General features: G+C 61.3%; 10 protein-coding genes and 1 pseudogene. All 11 read left to right on the plus strand.

The window, feature by feature from the left end; genetic code table 11:
* Positions 1-12 precede the first annotated feature (12 nt).
* A complete protein-coding gene (locus tag NBW56_RS08575) occupies positions 13-849 on the plus strand; it encodes a hypothetical protein (protein WP_250258859.1) in 837 nt (278 codons plus the stop codon).
* On the plus strand, positions 846-1,883 hold the full coding sequence (locus NBW56_RS08580) for a hypothetical protein (protein WP_250258860.1): 1,038 nt from the start codon (positions 846-848) through the stop codon (positions 1,881-1,883). The genes NBW56_RS08575 and NBW56_RS08580 overlap by 4 nt, the downstream gene beginning before the upstream one ends.
* On the plus strand, positions 1,868-2,587 hold the full coding sequence (locus NBW56_RS08585) for an ABC transporter ATP-binding protein (protein ID WP_250258861.1): 720 nt from the start codon (positions 1,868-1,870) through the stop codon (positions 2,585-2,587). The genes NBW56_RS08580 and NBW56_RS08585 overlap by 16 nt, the downstream gene beginning before the upstream one ends.
* Positions 2,588-2,804: 217 nt before the next feature.
* On the plus strand, positions 2,805-6,290 hold the full coding sequence (gene rpoB, locus NBW56_RS08590) for a DNA-directed RNA polymerase subunit beta (protein WP_250258862.1): 3,486 nt from the start codon (positions 2,805-2,807) through the stop codon (positions 6,288-6,290).
* A 117-nt stretch (positions 6,291-6,407) separates the two neighbouring features.
* Positions 6,408-10,295: a DNA-directed RNA polymerase subunit beta' gene (locus tag NBW56_RS08595; RefSeq protein WP_150333567.1), complete on the plus strand. Its 3,888-nt coding sequence runs from the start codon at positions 6,408-6,410 to the stop codon at positions 10,293-10,295.
* Between the two features lie 336 nt (positions 10,296-10,631).
* On the plus strand, positions 10,632-11,879 hold the full coding sequence (locus NBW56_RS08600; RefSeq protein WP_250258863.1) for a septal ring lytic transglycosylase RlpA family protein: 1,248 nt from the start codon (positions 10,632-10,634) through the stop codon (positions 11,877-11,879).
* A gap of 407 nt (positions 11,880-12,286) precedes the next feature.
* Positions 12,287-12,661: a 30S ribosomal protein S12 gene (rpsL, locus tag NBW56_RS08605; protein ID WP_016664014.1), complete on the plus strand. Its 375-nt coding sequence runs from the start codon at positions 12,287-12,289 to the stop codon at positions 12,659-12,661.
* A complete protein-coding gene (gene rpsG / locus NBW56_RS08610; RefSeq protein WP_016664015.1) occupies positions 12,661-13,131 on the plus strand; it encodes a 30S ribosomal protein S7 in 471 nt (156 codons plus the stop codon). Before rpsL ends, rpsG begins: the two co-directional genes overlap by 1 nt.
* 42 nt (positions 13,132-13,173) lie before the next feature.
* Complete coding sequence (fusA, locus tag NBW56_RS08615; RefSeq protein ID WP_250258864.1) at positions 13,174-15,321, plus strand: elongation factor G; 2,148 nt, start codon at positions 13,174-13,176, stop codon at positions 15,319-15,321.
* 129 nt (positions 15,322-15,450) lie between these two features.
* A complete protein-coding gene (tuf, locus tag NBW56_RS08620; protein WP_126847875.1) occupies positions 15,451-16,638 on the plus strand; it encodes an elongation factor Tu in 1,188 nt (395 codons plus the stop codon).
* A 150-nt stretch (positions 16,639-16,788) separates the two neighbouring features.
* Positions 16,789-16,887, plus strand: a pseudogene (locus tag NBW56_RS10190) (hypothetical protein); the annotation flags it as partial.
* Positions 16,888-16,891 lie beyond the last annotated feature (4 nt).

The following is a 16,891-nucleotide window of genomic DNA, read 5'->3' on the forward strand; positions in this document are numbered from 1 at the left end:
TTTTGGGCCCTCGTGAGTACCGGAATGGGCCCGGAAGAACGGGTGGCGAATGGTGCACCGGCGCTATACGTTGATGCCCCTCTCGGCGATAATCCCTTCGTGCGCGATTCTTCGAGAAAAGTGCACGAGGTGCCGGCGTCGGTGAAATCCTTAGCTTCGCCTGTATGGTTTTACTCGCTGGGCGACCCCAGGGGCCTTGGCGGGCACAACAGAAAAAGCGACGAGGTGTTCTTTAATCCGAACATCAAGGGGCCAAGTAGAGATCATCTCGAGAAGACTTTCTCTCGGTCAAAAGTGCACCCGATCCCGAAGTCCGTTATGGGGGACATCTCTCGCGACTCGTTCCTGTTTGTTCACCTCGAGAAAATCGATCGTCCCAGTGGCCTGTACGTCTTCCCTGGACTAAACGAGGGTGAACTAGAGCGCCTGAGAAACGACATTGAAAGCGAAGGCTATAGCGTTACCGTGCCAGAAGGTGGGGTAGTGGCAGGATTCTTTGGTATCCCTATCTTCGTGATGTTCCTCGTGATGCTTGCTGTCACCTTTGGGGTCGCCTGGAAGCTAGGGTCTTTGCTTCGATCTTCGGGCGGGCATGCGGCGCTGGTCCGAGCGAATTTGGGGATAGATGACTCTGGTGCGCATGTCTTTCACGTTGGTGTTTCTATTGCAATCTATTTGTTATTCGCAGTTCTCGCCGTCATCGGCCTCTTCCGCTTTATGGGTGGGATCGGTATAAGCCCGTGGGGGATGGGGTGGTCAATCGCGGTCATTATTACCGTGGCCGCAGGGTTTCTCCTGGGGCAATGGCGTAGTGGAAAGAGCATTAGCTCAGCAAAGGACCTTTCATGAGCCTCTTTCGAGACACCATTCGTGAAGACTGGACGGTTCTGCTCTCTCTTATGCTCCCCGTTGTTCTTGCTGTTGCCGTCTTTGCCTTCCCCGTGTCGAGCACGGTGGCGCAGCGGGACCTGAGGCTAGGGACTGTCGGCGACAGTGCTCAAGAGAGCCTGCGATTGACGGAATTTTTTCCTGGGGACTTCACCGCGGACCCCAGCCAAGTTGCGGCTCTTCAAGGACTCCTGCAGAAGGGGAGTATCGAGCTGAGGATTCCGTTAGGGGCATTCTCCAACGAGACCGCAAAAGCCTCGCAAGGTGTCGTGGTCTCCGGTGCGACCTTTGATCGAATATGCGCTGTACCGGATGGCGAAAAATTCGTTGCCGCAAGCAAACTGGACGACGCATCGGTTGCGAGGATGCTGGAACCAACTCCGTTCCGAAATCCCGCAGAGATCGTGGAACTTTCCTCGCGAGCCCGAAGCGGGACGCTCGGGTACGAATACATTGACCTCGACGAGGGGGTACTTGTGTGCGTCACTCCCGAGGCCCTGGATGAAATGATCGCTCACGTGGGGGCATCGACGGTGATTGACTCCGCCAAGGTCACGAGGCCGCTCGCGGATGCTGACCTCGATCCACTCACCAACAATTACGGCGCTGTGAGTGTAAGTGGGCAAGGCGATGAATGGGAGCGCTCTCACATTGGTTTCGTTGCAGCCCTCAGCGCATGCGTGTTAGCCCTATTTGTGATGGTTGCCTGGGTTTTCGTGCGCACCGTTCGTGACAATGTCGCCGCGCTTAATGTTCGAAACGCCCTCGGGTACAGCCCGGCCGCTCTTCTGCGAGACTTAATCGGCCTTGCAGCGGTGATTTGGGTTGTGCCCAGCATGCTCGCGTTCGTACCCGCAGCTCTCGTGGGAGCCTACCCGGTTCCTCTCTCACTGGTGTGTGGGGTAGCGCTCGTGCCCGCTTGTGTGCTCGTTGCGCTCACCTGGCATGGCGTCACCTCTCAGGGGGTAAAAACCGCGGCATGGGTGAGACGATGAAGAGCGAAAGTGGGACGCACTGGGTCAGAGCTGACGGTGTGACCAAGGCCTACGCAGTGGGCAAGGAAGAGATCCTCGCCCTTCCGCCAACGAGTGCGGAATTCCAGTCCGGAGACGTCCTTGTTGTTCACGGTCCCTCGGGGGCGGGGAAAAGTACTTTCCTCAAAATCATGGGGCTTGCCATCCCGCCAACGTCGGGAGAGGTCATTGTTGACGGCGCACCCGCCCCGCGCGTGCCTTCGAAGGCGGCTAGTCGAATGCGCGCCGAATTTTTCGGCATGGTGTTTCAGGACCTTCTTCTGGACGAACGTTTGACAGCCAGGGAAAATATTGTGCTGCCCGTGCGCGCTTCGAGGGGATGGGGAGGGGGAGGCCTCAGCGAAGAGGCGCAGAAGTGGGCGTTAGAGCTTGCGGAACTTTTCGGAGTGTCTCACCGGCTCGACTTTCCTGCTCGGCTTCTCTCCGGCGGGGAAAGGCAGCGCGTCGCGATCGCGAGGGCGATGGTGGTGAGGCCACCAATCCTCATTCTGGACGAACCAACAGCGAGCCTGGACCCCAAGAATGTCGAGATTGTCGTCACGGGGGTGGAGGCGCTTGCGAAGAGGGGACACGGGATACTTGTCGCAACGCACGGCGAGCACTTCGATGCCCTCGCAAGTGCGACGCTCACGCTTGGAGCTTCCCGCCGCGGCGATGCGGAGTGACGTGGTGCTCGACGTGACCACAGTCTCGCCAATTTTTTCACTCGAGGTCTTGAGGGCGGGGGAACTCTCGCATACTCTTGAAACTTAGCGCCCGTGTTTCGTGCGCCCTTTTTCAACTCATTCGACTCATATAGCGGGGTTGGTCGTGAATGAGGGGCCGAAACACATCGAGTCTATCGAAGCGTGTACGAGTCCTCATCCCGTGGAAGGATTACCCTTGGCTGCCTCGAGCACCGATTCTCACACCACTGCACTGCGCACCGCCTCGCCCCGCGTCACCTTCGCGAAGCTTGGCGATCCCATCGAAGTTCCCGACCTTCTGTCGCTCCAGACGAGCTCGTTTGACTGGCTGCTTGGCAACGAGCGCTGGCAAGAGCGTGCTGCAGAAGCTGAAGCAGCAGGCCGCGAAGACGTTCCGCAGACCTCCGGCCTCGCCGATATTTTCGAAGAGATCTCTCCGATCGAGGATCTTGGCGGCAACATGTCGCTCTCCTTCAGGAACCACTCCTTCGAAGAACCGAACTATTCGGTTGAGGAGTGCAAGGAAAAGGATCTCACCTACGCCGCGCCGCTCTACGTCACGGCGGAGTTCATGAACAATGAGACCGGGGAAATTAAGACCCAGACGGTCTTCATGGGCGACTTCCCGCTCATGACTGAAAAGGGCACCTTCATCATCAACGGCACTGAGCGCGTTGTCGTGTCGCAGCTCGTGCGCTCGCCTGGCGTGTACTTCGAGGAAAGCATCGACAAGACGAGTGACAAGCACGTCTTTAGCGCGAAGGTCATTCCCTCGCGCGGTGCCTGGCTCGAATTCGAGGTCGACAAGCGCGACCAGGTCGGTGTGCGCATCGACCGTAAGCGTAAGCAGTCGGTGACGACCCTCCTCCAGGCGCTCGGCATGTCCAAGAGCGACATCCTCGAGGAGTTCGGCGAGTTCGAATCGATGCGCGCCACGCTCGAGAAGGACAAGGTTGAGTCGCAGGACGAGGCGCTCATGGACATCTACCGCAAGCAGCGCCCGGGCGAGCCACCCAGCCGCGATGCTGGCGAGACGATGCTCAACAACCTCTACTTCAACGACAAGCGCTACGACCTCGCGAAGGTTGGCCGCTACAAGATCAACAAGAAGCTCGGTCTCGAGGGCCCGCTTAGCGAGAGCGTGCTCAACCTCGAAGATGTCATTGCGACGATCAAGTATATCGTTGCCCTCCACGCTGGCATGGACAGCATGGAGAACAGCTTCGGCACCGAGATCCGCGTGGAGACGGACGACATCGACCACTTCGGTAACCGTCGTATCCGTGCCGTGGGCGAGCTCATCCAGAACCAGGTTCGCACTGGTCTTTCGCGCATGGAGCGCGTTGTGCGCGAGCGTATGACGACCCAGGACGTCGAGGCGATTACGCCGCTCACGCTCATCAACATCCGCCCCGTGACCGCGGCGATCAAGGAGTTCTTCGGAACCTCGCAGCTCTCGCAGTTCATGGATCAGAACAACCCGCTCTCGGGCCTCACCCACAAGCGCCGCCTCTCGGCGCTCGGCCCGGGCGGTCTTTCGCGCGACCGCGCAGGCATGGAAGTTCGCGACGTTCACCCGTCGCACTACGGCCGCATGTGCCCGATCGAGACCCCCGAGGGTCCCAACATCGGCCTTATCGGCTCGCTCGCCACGTTCGCGCGCATCAACCCGTTCGGCTTTGTGGAGACTCCGTACCGCAAGGTCGTGGACGGCGTGGTCACCGATGAGATCGTCTACCTCACGGCTGACGACGAAGATCGCCACATCATCGCCCAGGCAAACGCGAAGATCGACGAGAACGGCAAGTTCCTCGAGGAAAACGTCCTCTCGCGTATGCCCGGTGGCGAGCCCGAGCTCGTGGAACCGAGCGACGTGACCTACATGGATGTTTCGGCTCGCCAGATGGTGTCGGTCGCGACCGCGATGATTCCGTTCCTCGAGCACGACGACGCGAACCGCGCGCTCATGGGTTCGAACATGCAGCGCCAGGCCGTTCCTCTTCTGCGTACCGAGATGCCGCTCGTTGGTACCGGCATGGAGCGCCGTGCGGCCGTCGATGCCGGCGACGTGATCGTTGCCGAGAAGGCCGGTGTGATCACCGAGCTTTCCGCCGATCTCATCACGGTTGCCGCGGACGACGGCACGAACCAGACCTACCGCATCGACAAGTTCCAGCGTTCCAACGCCGGCAACTGCTACAACCACCGCGTGCTCTTTGACGAGGGCGACCGCGTGGAGGCCGGCTCGGTTCTCGCCGACGGCCCCTCGACGGACGACGGCGAGCTCTCGCTCGGGAAGAACCTCCTCGTGGCATTCATGTCGTGGCACGGCCACAACTACGAGGACGGCATCATCCTCTCCTCGCGCCTCGTCCAGGATGACGTGCTCACGTCGATCCACATCGAGGAGCACGAGGTCGATGCTCGTGACACGAAGCTCGGTAAGGAAGAGATCACGCGGGATATCCCGAACGTTGGCGAAGACGTGCTCGCCGACCTCGACGAACGCGGCATCATCCGTATCGGCGCCGAGGTCGTTCCCGGTGACATCCTCGTCGGCAAGGTCACCCCGAAGGGCGAGACCGAACTGACCCCCGAGGAGCGCCTCCTGCGTGCGATCTTCGGTGAGAAGGCCCGCGAGGTGCGCGACACGTCGCTGCGCGTGCCCCACGGCGAATCGGGCACCGTGATCGGTGTGCGCGTGTTCGACTCGGAAGAGGATTCCGATATCCTCCCGACCGGTGTCAACGAAATGGTGCGCGTGTACATCGCGCAGAAGCGTAAGATCACCGACGGTGACAAGCTCGCCGGCCGCCACGGCAACAAGGGCGTCATCGCGAAGATCCTGCCCGTTGAGGACATGCCGTTCCTCGAGGATGGCACCCCGGTGGACATCATCCTCAACCCGATGGGCGTGCCCGGTCGTATGAACATCGGCCAGGTGATGGAAACCCACCTCGGCTGGGTCGCGAAGTCCGGCTGGGACATCGATGAATCGAACCCTGCCGCGAAGGACCTCCCGAAGGACGCCCTGCACGGCGAGCCCGGCACTCCCGTTGCCGTTCCCGTGTTCGACGGCCTGAGCGACACCGAGCTCGGTGCCCTCGTGGAGAACTACACTCCGAACCGCGACGGCGAGCGCATGATCCAGGACAACGGCAAGGCGCGTCTGTTCGACGGCCGCACCGGCGAGCCGTTCCCGCACGAGATCTCGGTTGGCTACATGTACATCCTCAAGCTGCACCACCTCGTCGACGACAAGCTGCACGCCCGTTCGACCGGCCCGTACTCGATGATCACCCAGCAGCCGCTCGGTGGTAAGGCACAGTTCGGTGGCCAGCGCTTCGGCGAGATGGAGGTGTGGGCACTCGAGGCGTACGGCGCCGCCTACGCACTTCAGGAGCTCCTCACGATCAAGTCGGATGACATCACGGGTCGCGTGAAGGTCTACGAGGCGATCGTTAAAGGCGACAACATTCCCGAACCGGGCATCCCCGAATCATTCCGAGTGCTCCTCAAGGAAATGCAGTCCCTGTGCCTGAACGTTGAGGTGCTTGGCTCCGACGGTCAGAACCTCGAGGTCCGTGACCGCGACGAGGACATCTTCCGCAGCGCGGAGGAACTCGGAATCAACCTGTCGAGCCGCCCGAACGAGGGCGCGATCAACATCGAAGAGGTCTGATCGATCATCGGGGGAGGGTCCGACGCTTGCCGAGCGACCGTCGGACCTTCACACCCCGGAGATCTCAGCCCCAACCATTCAGACCTTGACGACTTTCTAGACGAGAGAAGGACACACGTGCTCGACGTCAACCACTTTGACGAGCTCAAGATCGGCCTCGCGACGGCCGACGACATCCGTTCCTGGTCATTCGGGGAAGTAAAGAAGCCCGAAACCATCAACTACCGCACCCTCAAGCCCGAGATGGACGGCCTCTTCTGCGAGCGCATTTTCGGCCCCACCCGCGACTGGGAGTGCTACTGCGGTAAGTACAAGCGCGTGCGATTCAAGGGAATCGTGTGTGAACGCTGTGGCGTGGAGGTCACCAAGTCCTCCGTGCGCCGTGAGCGCATGGGCCACATCGAGCTTGCTGCTCCCGTGACCCACATCTGGTACTTCAAGGGCGTGCCGAGCCGCCTCGGCTACCTGCTCGACCTCGCACCGAAGGACCTCGAAAAGGTCATCTACTTCGCCGCCTACATGATCACGAAGGTCGACGACGAGGCACGTCACACCGACATGCCCGAGCTTCAGAGCCGCCACGACCTTGAGATTCGCGAGCTCGAAAACGAGCGCGATGCCGCGATCAACGATCGTGCCGTCACCGCCGAGAAGGACCTCGCCCAGCTCGAGGAAGAAGGCGCGAAGGCCGACGCCAAGCGCAAGGTTCGCGACTCCGCGGAGCGCGAGCAGGCTCAGATCCGCAAGAAGTACGACGCGGAGATCACGCGCGTGCAGAACGTGTGGGAGCGCTTCAAGAACCTCGAGGTTGCCGATCTCGAGGGCGATGAGCAGCTCTACCGCGCGATGAAGCTCCGCTACGGCCACTACTTCGAGGGTGGCATGGGCGCCGAGGCCGTGCAGCAGCGCCTGCTCGACTTCGACCTTGACTCCGAGGCCGAAAAGCTCCGCGAGGTGATCGCGAACGGCAAGGGCCAGAAGAAGGCCCGAGCACTCAAGCGCCTCAAGGTTGTTTCGGCATTCCAGCAGACGACCAACTCGCCGGCAGGTATGGTGCTCGATTGCATCCCGGTCATTCCGCCGGATCTTCGCCCCATGGTCCAGCTCGACGGCGGCCGCTTCGCGACGTCCGATCTCAACGACCTGTACCGCCGTGTGATCAACCGCAACAACCGCCTCAAGCGCCTCATTGACCTCGGTGCCCCCGAGATCATCGTGAACAACGAAAAGCGCATGCTTCAGGAGTCGGTGGACTCGCTGTTCGACAACGGCCGCCGTGGCCGCCCGGTCACGGGCCCCGGCAACCGCCCGCTCAAGTCGCTCTCCGACATGCTCAAGGGCAAGCAGGGCCGCTTCCGTGCGAACCTGCTTGGTAAGCGCGTGGACTACTCGGGCCGTTCGGTCATCGTGAACGGTCCTGAGCTTCACCTTCACCAGTGTGGTCTCCCGAAGGGCATGGCGCTCGAGCTGTTCAAGCCGTTCGTCATGAAGCGTCTCGTGGATCTCTCGCTCGCGCAGAACGTCAAGGCCGCCAAGCGCATGGTTGAGCGTTCGCGCCCCGAGGTGTGGGACGTTCTTGAAGAGGTCATCACCGAGCATCCGGTGCTGCTGAACCGTGCACCTACGCTTCACCGCCTCGGTATCCAGGCGTTCGAGCCGAAGCTCGTTGAAGGTAAGGCCATCCACCTGCACCCGCTCGTGTGTGGCGCCTTCAACGCGGACTTCGACGGTGACCAGATGGCCGTGCACCTCCCGCTTTCGCCCGAAGCGCAGGCCGAAGCGCGCGTGCTCATGCTTTCCTCGAACAACATCCTCAAGCCGTCGGATGGCCGCCCGGTGACGATGCCCGCACAGGACATGATTATCGGTCTGTACCACCTGACGACCCCGAAGCCGGAGGCGCTCGGTCACGGCCGTACGTTCTCGTCGATCGCCGAGGCGATCATGGCCTTCGACAACAACGAGATCGACCTGAACGCACCGATCAACGTGCGCTTCACCGATGTTGTGCCGCCGTCGGACTGGAAGGCCCCCGAAGGCTGGAACGAGGGTGACGCGATCACGCTCGAAACCACGCTTGGTGCCTACTACTTCAACGAAACCCTCCCCGAGGACTTCCCGTACGTGGAAGGCCAGGTGGGCAAGAAGCGCCTCGGCGGGATCGTCAACGCGCTCGCAGAGCGTTACGACAAGGGTCAGGTTTCGGCCTCACTCGACGCGCTCAAGTCCTACGGCTTCTCGTGGTCGACCTACTCGGGTGTGACGTTCGCTTTCAGCGACGTTGTCGCACCGCCGAACAAGGCTGAAATCATCGCGAAGTACGAGGCGAAGGCCGCTCAGGTCGAGGAAAACCGCGATCTCGGTCTCGTCTCCGAAGCCGAGCGCAGCAGCGAGCTCATCGACATTTGGACCGAGGCCACCAATGAGGTTGCCGAGGCGATGAAGTCGAACTTCCCGCTCGACAACACGATTTATCGCATGGTGCACTCGGGTGCTCGCGGTAACTGGATGCAGATTCGCCAGATCGCCGGTATGCGCGGCCTCGTGAACAACCCGAAGGGCGAGATCATTCCCCGCCCGATTCTCTCGAACTACCGTGAGGGTCTTTCGGTTCTCGAGTACTTCATCGCTTCGCACGGCTCGCGTAAGGGCCTTGCCGATACCGCGCTCAAGACCGCACAGTCGGGTTACCTGACGCGTCGTCTCGTTGACGTCTCGCAGGACGTCATCGTGCGTGAGGGCGACTGTGGAACCTCCAAGGGCTTCACGATGGCGATTGGCCAGGATCTGGACGGCACCATCGTGCCCGCCGACAATGTGGAGATCACGGCCTATGGCCGTACCCTTGCGCAGGATGTCGCAGGCGACGATGGCACCGTTCTCGCCTCCGCCGGCGAGGACGTCGGTGACGTGCTCATCGAGAAGCTCATCGCTGCTGGTGTCACCGAGGTGAAGGTGCGCTCCGTTCTCACGTGTGATTCCGCCGTGGGCACGTGTGCGCAGTGCTACGGCCGTTCGCTTGCGACCGGCCAGCTCGTCGATATCGGCGAGGCCGTCGGTATCGTCGCCGCCCAGTCGATTGGTGAGCCCGGTACCCAGCTCACGATGCGTACCTTCCACTCCGGCGGTGTCGCCTCGGCAGAGGGCGATATCACGCACGGTCTTCCGCGTGTGCAGGAGCTCTTTGAGGCCCGTACCCCGGCCGGCTTCGCCCCGATTACCGAAATCGCGGGCCGCGTGAGCGTCGACGAAACCGACAAGCAGCGCAAGCTCACCGTGACACCGGACGACGGCAGCGAGCCCGTGACCTACACGCTCTCGCGCCGAGTGACCCCGCTCGTGTTTGACGGAGACCACGTTGAGGTTGGCCAGCAGCTTTCACCGGGTTCCGTCGACCCGAAGCAGGTGCTTCGCATCCTCGGCCCGCGTGCCGTGCAAAAGCACCTCGTGGACGAGGTCCAGAAGGTGTACGTGAGCCAGGGCGTGGACATTCACGCGAAGCACATCGAGGTCATCGTGCGCCAGATGCTGCGCCGCGTTACCATCGTGGCTTCGGGTGACACGAAGCTCCTCCCCGGTGACCTCGTGGAAAACGCCGCGTTCATTGAAGCGAACCGTGCTGTCCTCGCCGAGGGCGGGGAGCCCGCGCAGGGCCGCCCCGAACTCATGGGCATCACGAAGGCGTCGCTTGCGACCGAGTCGTGGCTTTCGGCCGCGTCGTTCCAGGAGACGACTCGCGTTCTCACCGAGGCTGCGCTCAGCTCGAAGAGCGACAAACTCATGGGCCTCAAGGAGAACGTCATCATCGGTAAGCTCATCCCCGCGGGCACGGGCCTTCCCCGTTTCCGCAACTTCGAGGTCGAGCCGACCGATGAAGCCAAGGCGCAGATGTACACGGTTCCCGGCTACGACGATTTCGGCCTCGCCGATTTCAGTGGTGCCGGCTCGAACCTGAACCTCGACGACTTCAGCTACTCGGATCCGTTCAACACCGATTTCCGCTGATTCGACACTGAGCCTCGCGCGCGAGCGCGTACTGGAGGGCCGTCTCTTTCCCGAGTGGGGGAGGGGCGGCCTTCCGCCGTGAATGCGGGGTTCTCGCGCCTGCCGGAATTTCGCCGCAGGTGCGATGGCGGCTCATGCGAGGCGTGCGCTGACCGCTGTGAAGTAGACCGCGATAAGCGTCAAGTAATGGCAAAGTTGCGGTTGCTCTTGGCTCAAGCGTTGGTTTTTCCTATGTCCGCGCGCGTGAAGGCGCGACAAGATGGACTTATTCAAGAAATCCGCACTCGCGCCCACCGCGCGACACTTCCCGTGCACTCGTCAATGCGAAGGACACTCGTGAAGAAGAAGACTCCGATCATCGCCGCAGCCGCACTCGCGACCGTATTCGCGGGCGGTGGCGGTGGCGCCGCCTACGCGATGTCGAGCGAGGTGACCGTGAACGCCTACGGTCGTGTGGATACCTTCCGCACGTTTGACTCGAAGGTGTCCGACATCCTCGAAGCACACGGCGTGGATGTGGCCCACACCGACCTCGTTCAGCCGGCGCTCGGTGAGTCGATCGACTCGGGTGACAAGATCGTCGTGAAAGAACGCGACGAAGTGAAGCTCAGTGTCGACGGCAAAGAGCAGTCCGTTCTCGTCGAGGGGGGCACGGTTGCCGATGCCCTCGCACAGGCCGGAATCGACACCGAAGGGGCCGCGGTGTCCCCGAAGCCCGAAACCGCGCTTGACGATCTCGATGGTGCCGTGACCGTGACAACGGCCAAGGACATCACTGTGACCGGCATGAACGGATCGTGGGTCGCTGAGGGAACGACCACCCGCACGGTGCAGGATCTTCTTGACAAGTATTTCGCCGATTCGGTTGATGCTGATGATGAGGTCACGCCTTCGCGCGACACCGTTCTCAAGGACGGCGACACGATTCACCTCGTGCGTCTCAATGCCGAGGAGAAGACCGAGAAGGTAGCGATCGACTACAAGACCGAAACCCGCAAGGATGACGCGATCTACGAAGGCGAAACTCGCGTGGTCACGAAGGGCGAAAAGGGCGAAAAGACCATCGTCAAGAAGGTTTCGACGACCGACGGAAAAGTAACGGGCGAGGAAGTCGTGAAGGAAGAGGTCACGAAGGAGCCCGTCACCGAGGTCATCGCCAAGGGCACCAAGAAGCGCCCCGTTGAGGAATCGAAGAGCGAGGACGTGAGCGCGGATAGCAGCGATGACACCAAGCCGAGCCGCAAAAAGCGCAGCGAATCCGCGCCCCAGGGCGGTAAGGCTGTGAGTGGCGTTCGTTCGTGCGGTGCCTCGTTCTACGGCAACGGCGACGGAACGGACGGTGGCCCCACGGCGAGCGGTGAGCGTTTCAATACGCATGCGTACACCGCGGCCCACAAGAGCCTGCCGTTCGGCACGCGCGTGCGCGTGACCAACAAGGCCAATGGCCGCAGCGTGGTCGTGCGCATCAATGACCGCGGCCCGTACGTGGGCGGTCGCTGCCTCGACCTTTCGTACGCGGCGATGAAGAGCATCGGTGGCGTGAGCTCCGGAGTGGCGCGCGTCGACTGGCAGATCGTCGAGTAAATCAGCACTCGCGAATTTCGGGCCGACGGTACTCAGCAACCGTCGGCCCGTTTTCTTTGCTGTTGCCTGCGCGACACTTCAAAGTTTCTCCGCATGTGATGTACAACGAAGTCCGCCCAGTCCTTTGACCGAAATAAATCCTGCAACGTAGACTGATGAACTGTGTCTGGGTGCCCTATGCCCTCTCGCGGCCTCGCCTCGTGCGAGCGCAATGAGCGGGGGTACGGTACCTCAGCCACCGGGCCTCGTCTGAGGCTTGAGCGGGTCGAGATCGACACACCCGAACGCGGGGGTCGGCCTCGAGTCGCGGCCCACTCCACACCCGTGGACACGGTGCTTCGGCGCCTGTGGGCAAAGAAGGTGATCTGGCCTCGTGAAGAGCGTGGCTAGCGACAGAAAGAGAACAAGTGCCTACTATTCAGCAGTTGGTGCGCAAGGGTCGTCAGGACAAGCCTGTCGCCTCGAGCACGCCCGCGCTCAAGGGGTCGCCCCAGCGCCGCGGCGTGTGCACCCGTGTGTACACCACCACCCCCAAGAAGCCGAACTCGGCGCTCCGTAAGATCGCGCGTGTTCGTCTCTCCTCCGGTGTCGAAGTGACGGCCTACATCCCCGGTGAAGGCCACAACCTCCAGGAGCACTCGATCGTCCTCGTTCGCGGCGGTCGTGTGAAGGACCTCCCGGGCGTCCGCTACAAGGTCGTTCGTGGTTCGCTCGATACCCAGGCCGTGAAGGGTCGCCAGCAGGCGCGCTCGCGGTACGGCGCGAAGAAGGAGAAGAAGTAATGCCACGTAAAGGTGCAGCTCCCAAGCGTCAGCTCGTGGTCGACCCGGTTTACGGTTCGCCCATCGTTACTCAGCTCATCAACAAGGTTCTCCTCGACGGCAAGAAGACCGTCGCTGAGCGTATCGTCTACGGTGCCCTCGAGGGCTGCCGCGAGAAGAACGGCCAGGACCCTGTAGCGACCCTCAAGAAGGCCCTGGATAATATCCGCCCTTCGCTCGAGGTTCGCTCCCGCCGCGTCGGCGGTGCCACCTACCAGGTGCCCGTTGAGGTTCGTGCCGGTCGTTCGACGACCCTCGCTCTGCGTTGGCTCGTTGGCTACTCGCGTGCTCGCCGTGAGCACACGATGACCGAGCGCCTGATGAACGAGATCCTCGACGCTTCGAACGGCCTCGGTGCCGCTGTGAAGCGTCGCGAAGACACCCACAAGATGGCGGAGTCCAACAAGGCCTTCGCTCACTACCGCTGGTAATCACCGGCGGTCCTCGAACCGAAGCGCAGAAAGGCATAGCCCGTGGCACTTGCAGTGCTTAAGGACCTCAACAAGGTCCGCAACATCGGCATCATGGCACACATCGATGCTGGTAAGACCACCACCACCGAGCGCATCCTGTACTACACCGGCGTCAACTACAAGCTTGGCGAAACCCACGATGGTGCCGGCACGATGGACTGGATGGAGCAGGAGAAGGAACGCGGCATCACCATTACGTCCGCGGCAACCACCTGCTACTGGCACGACAACCAGATCAACATCATCGACACGCCAGGCCACGTCGACTTCACCGTTGAGGTGGAGCGCTCGCTTCGCGTTCTCGACGGTGCCGTTGCCGTGTTTGACGGCAAGGAAGGTGTCGAGCCGCAGTCGGAGACCGTGTGGCGCCAGGCCGACAAGTACGACGTGCCGCGCATCTGCTTCGTCAACAAGATGGACAAGATGGGTGCGGACTTCTTCTTCACCGTTGGCACCATCGTTGACCGCCTCAAGGCGAAGCCGCTCGTGATGCAGGTGCCGATCGGTGCTGAGTCTGAGTTCCGCGGCGTGATCGACCTCCTCGAGATGAAGGCCTACGAGTGGCCCGAGGAGTTCGAAGAGGACGCCCCTGAGTTCAATAAGAAGAAGGGTGATGCGGCCCTCGGTCAGTACCAGAAGGAGATTCCGATCCCGGAAGACCTTCAGGCCAAGGCTGAGGAATACCGCGAGAAGCTCGTCGAAGACGTCGCTGAGGCGAGCGAAGAGCTCATGGAGAAGTACCTCGAAGAGGGCGACCTCTCGCTCGAGGACCTCAAGAAGGGCATTCGCGAGCTCACGATTTCCTCGCAGGCCTACCCGGTGTTCTGCGGTTCGGCGTTCAAGAACAAGGGCGTGCAGCCCATGCTCAACGCCGTGATCGACTTCCTCCCGTCGCCGCTCGACGTGCCGCCGATGATCGGTCACGACGTGAAGGACGAGGAAAAGGAGCTCACGCGTAAGCCGTCGGCCGATGAGCCTTTCTCGGCTCTCGCGTTCAAGGTCGCTGCGCACCCGTTCTTCGGTTCGCTGACCTACGTGCGCGTCTACTCCGGTCACGTGGAGACGGGCTCCCAGGTGCTCAACGCCAATACGGGCAAGAAGGAGCGCGTCGGCAAGCTCTTCCAGATGCACTCGAACCAGGAGAACCCGGTCGACGAGGCATTCGCGGGCCACATCTACGCGTTCATCGGTCTGAAGGACACGACCACCGGCGACACGCTGTGCGACGCGCAGCACCCGATCGCGCTTGAGTCGATGACCTTCCCGGAGCCCGTGATCTCGATGGCCATCGAGCCGAAGACGAAGGGCGACCAGGAGAAGCTCGGTATCGCGATTCAGCGTCTCGCCAAGGAAGACCCGACCTTCCAGGTTCAACTCGACGAGGAAACCGGCCAGACGGTCATCAAGGGCATGGGCGAGCTTCAGCTCGACGTGCTCGTGGACCGCATGCGCCGCGAGTTCAAGGTCGAAGCGAACGTGGGCTCGCCGCAGGTGGCCTACCGCGAGTCGATTAAGAAGACCGTTGAGAAGTTCGATTACACGCACAAGAAGCAGACCGGTGGTTCCGGTCAGTTCGGTAAGGTTCAGATCACCTTCGAGCCTCTTACCGACGCTGAAGAAGGCGTGTTCTACGAGTTCGAAAACCTCGTCACCGGTGGTCGCATCCCGCGTGAATACATCCCGAGCGTTGACGCGGGTATTCAGGATGCGCTCCAGTCCGGCGTTCTCGCCGGCTACCCGGTGGTGAACGTCAAGGCATCGCTTATTGACGGTGCTTACCACGACGTGGACTCCTCGGAAATGGCGTTCAAGATTGCCGGTTCGATGGCGACGCGCGAGGCCCTCAAGAAGGCCCAGCCGATTCTCCTCGAGCCGATCATGAGCGTCGAGGTTCGTACTCCCGAGGAGTACATGGGAGATGTCATCGGCGACCTGAACAAGCGACGCGGTCAGGTTTCGTCGATGGAGGACGCGAGCGGGGTCAAGATTATCCGTGCTCTCGTCCCGCTGTCCGAAATGTTCGGCTACATTGGCGACCTGCGTTCCTTCACGCAGGGCCGCGCGATGTACACGATGCAGTTCGACAGCTACGCGGAGGTCCCGAGGAACATCTCGGAAGAGATCATCGCGAAGACGCGGGGCGAGTAAGCCTTACGGGAATTAGCGGGTAGAGTAGATCTGTTCGCTGGTTCTCGGACCGCTTGGGTCGCCTCCATTCGGAGGCGCCCCACCCGTTCAACAGAAGTACACCCAACCAAAGTCCTAGGAGGACACACTATGGCTAAGGCCAAGTTCGAGCGTACGAAGCCGCACGTCAACATCGGCACCATCGGTCACGTTGACCACGGCAAGACCACGCTGACCGCTGCTATCTCGAAGGTTCTGTACGATCAGTACCCCGACCTCAACGAGAAGCGCAACTTCGATCAGATCGACAATGCCCCTGAGGAAAAGCAGCGCGGCATCACGATCAACATCTCCCACATCGAGTACCAGACCGACAAGCGTCACTACGCTCACGTCGACGCTCCGGGCCACGCCGACTACATCAAGAACATGATTACCGGCGCTGCTCAGATGGACGGCGCAATCCTCGTGGTTGCCGCCACCGACGGCCCCATGGCGCAGACCCGCGAGCACGTTCTTCTTGCTCGCCAGGTTGGCGTTCCCTACCTCCTCGTTGCACTCAACAAGTGCGACATGGTCGACGATGAGGAAATCCTCGAGCTCGTCGAGATGGAGGTCCGTGAGCTTCTCGCTTCGCAGGAGTTCGATGAGGACGCTCCCGTCGTTCGCGTTTCGGCGTTCAAGGCGCTCGAGGGCGACGAGCAGTGGGTCAAGTCGGTTCAGGACCTCATGGCTGCCGTCGACGAGTCGATCCCGGATCCGGTTCGCGACATGGACAAGCCGTTCCTCATGCCGATCGAGGACGTCTTCACCATCACCGGTCGTGGCACCGTTGTGACCGGTAAGGTCGAGCGTGGCAAGCTTGCCATCAACTCGGAAATCGAGATCGTGGGTATCCGCGAGGCTCAGAAGACCACCGTCACCGGTATCGAGATGTTCCACAAGCAGATGGACGAGGCTTGGGCAGGCGAGAACTGTGGCCTCCTCCTCCGTGGTACCAAGCGTGAAGACGTGGAGCGCGGCCAGGTTGTCGTGAAGCCGGGTTCAATCACCCCGCACACCGACTTCGAGGGCCAGGTCTACATCCTCTCGAAGGACGAGGGTGGCCGCCACAACCCGTTCTACTCGAACTACCGCCCGCAGTTCTACTTCCGTACCACCGACGTGACCGGCGTTATCACCCTCCCCGAGGGCACCGAGATGGTCATGCCTGGCGACTCGACCGAGATGACCGTTGAGCTCATCCAGCCGATCGCTATGGAAGAGGGCCTCGGCTTCGCTATCCGTGAGGGTGGCCGTACCGTTGGCTCGGGCCGCGTCACCAAGATCATCAAGTGATCTGACGCTGCATAGCCTGCAGAGTTAAAGGAAAACGCCCCGGATTTGAACTGCTCCCCATTAGTTGGACTGAGAAATCAGTTACCGACTAGTGGGGAGTAGTTTTCGTTGAGAGCACAAAGTTCGCTGAGTGAGCATCAGCGCGAGCAGTTGGTTGAACTTTTTGAGCAAGGCATGGGCTATAGAGCTGCTGCTAATGCTCTTGGGGTCTCTAGATACGCCGTCCGTACGCTCTGTCGTCGGTTTAAGTTGC

Source organism: Dermabacter sp. Marseille-Q3180 (genome assembly GCF_940792985.1).
GTDB classification, from domain to species: domain Bacteria; phylum Actinomycetota; class Actinomycetes; order Actinomycetales; family Dermabacteraceae; genus Dermabacter; species Dermabacter vaginalis.

Coding starts and splice junctions, on each gene's coding strand:
- rpsG (WP_016664015.1), top strand. CDS start 12,661: ATGCCACGTAAAGGTGCAGCTCCCAAGCGTCAGCTCGTGGTCGACCCG.
- NBW56_RS08585 (WP_250258861.1), top strand. CDS start 1,868: ATGGGTGAGACGATGAAGAGCGAAAGTGGGACGCACTGGGTCAGAGCT.
- NBW56_RS08580 (WP_250258860.1), top strand. CDS start 846: ATGAGCCTCTTTCGAGACACCATTCGTGAAGACTGGACGGTTCTGCTC.
- tuf (WP_126847875.1), top strand. CDS start 15,451: ATGGCTAAGGCCAAGTTCGAGCGTACGAAGCCGCACGTCAACATCGGC.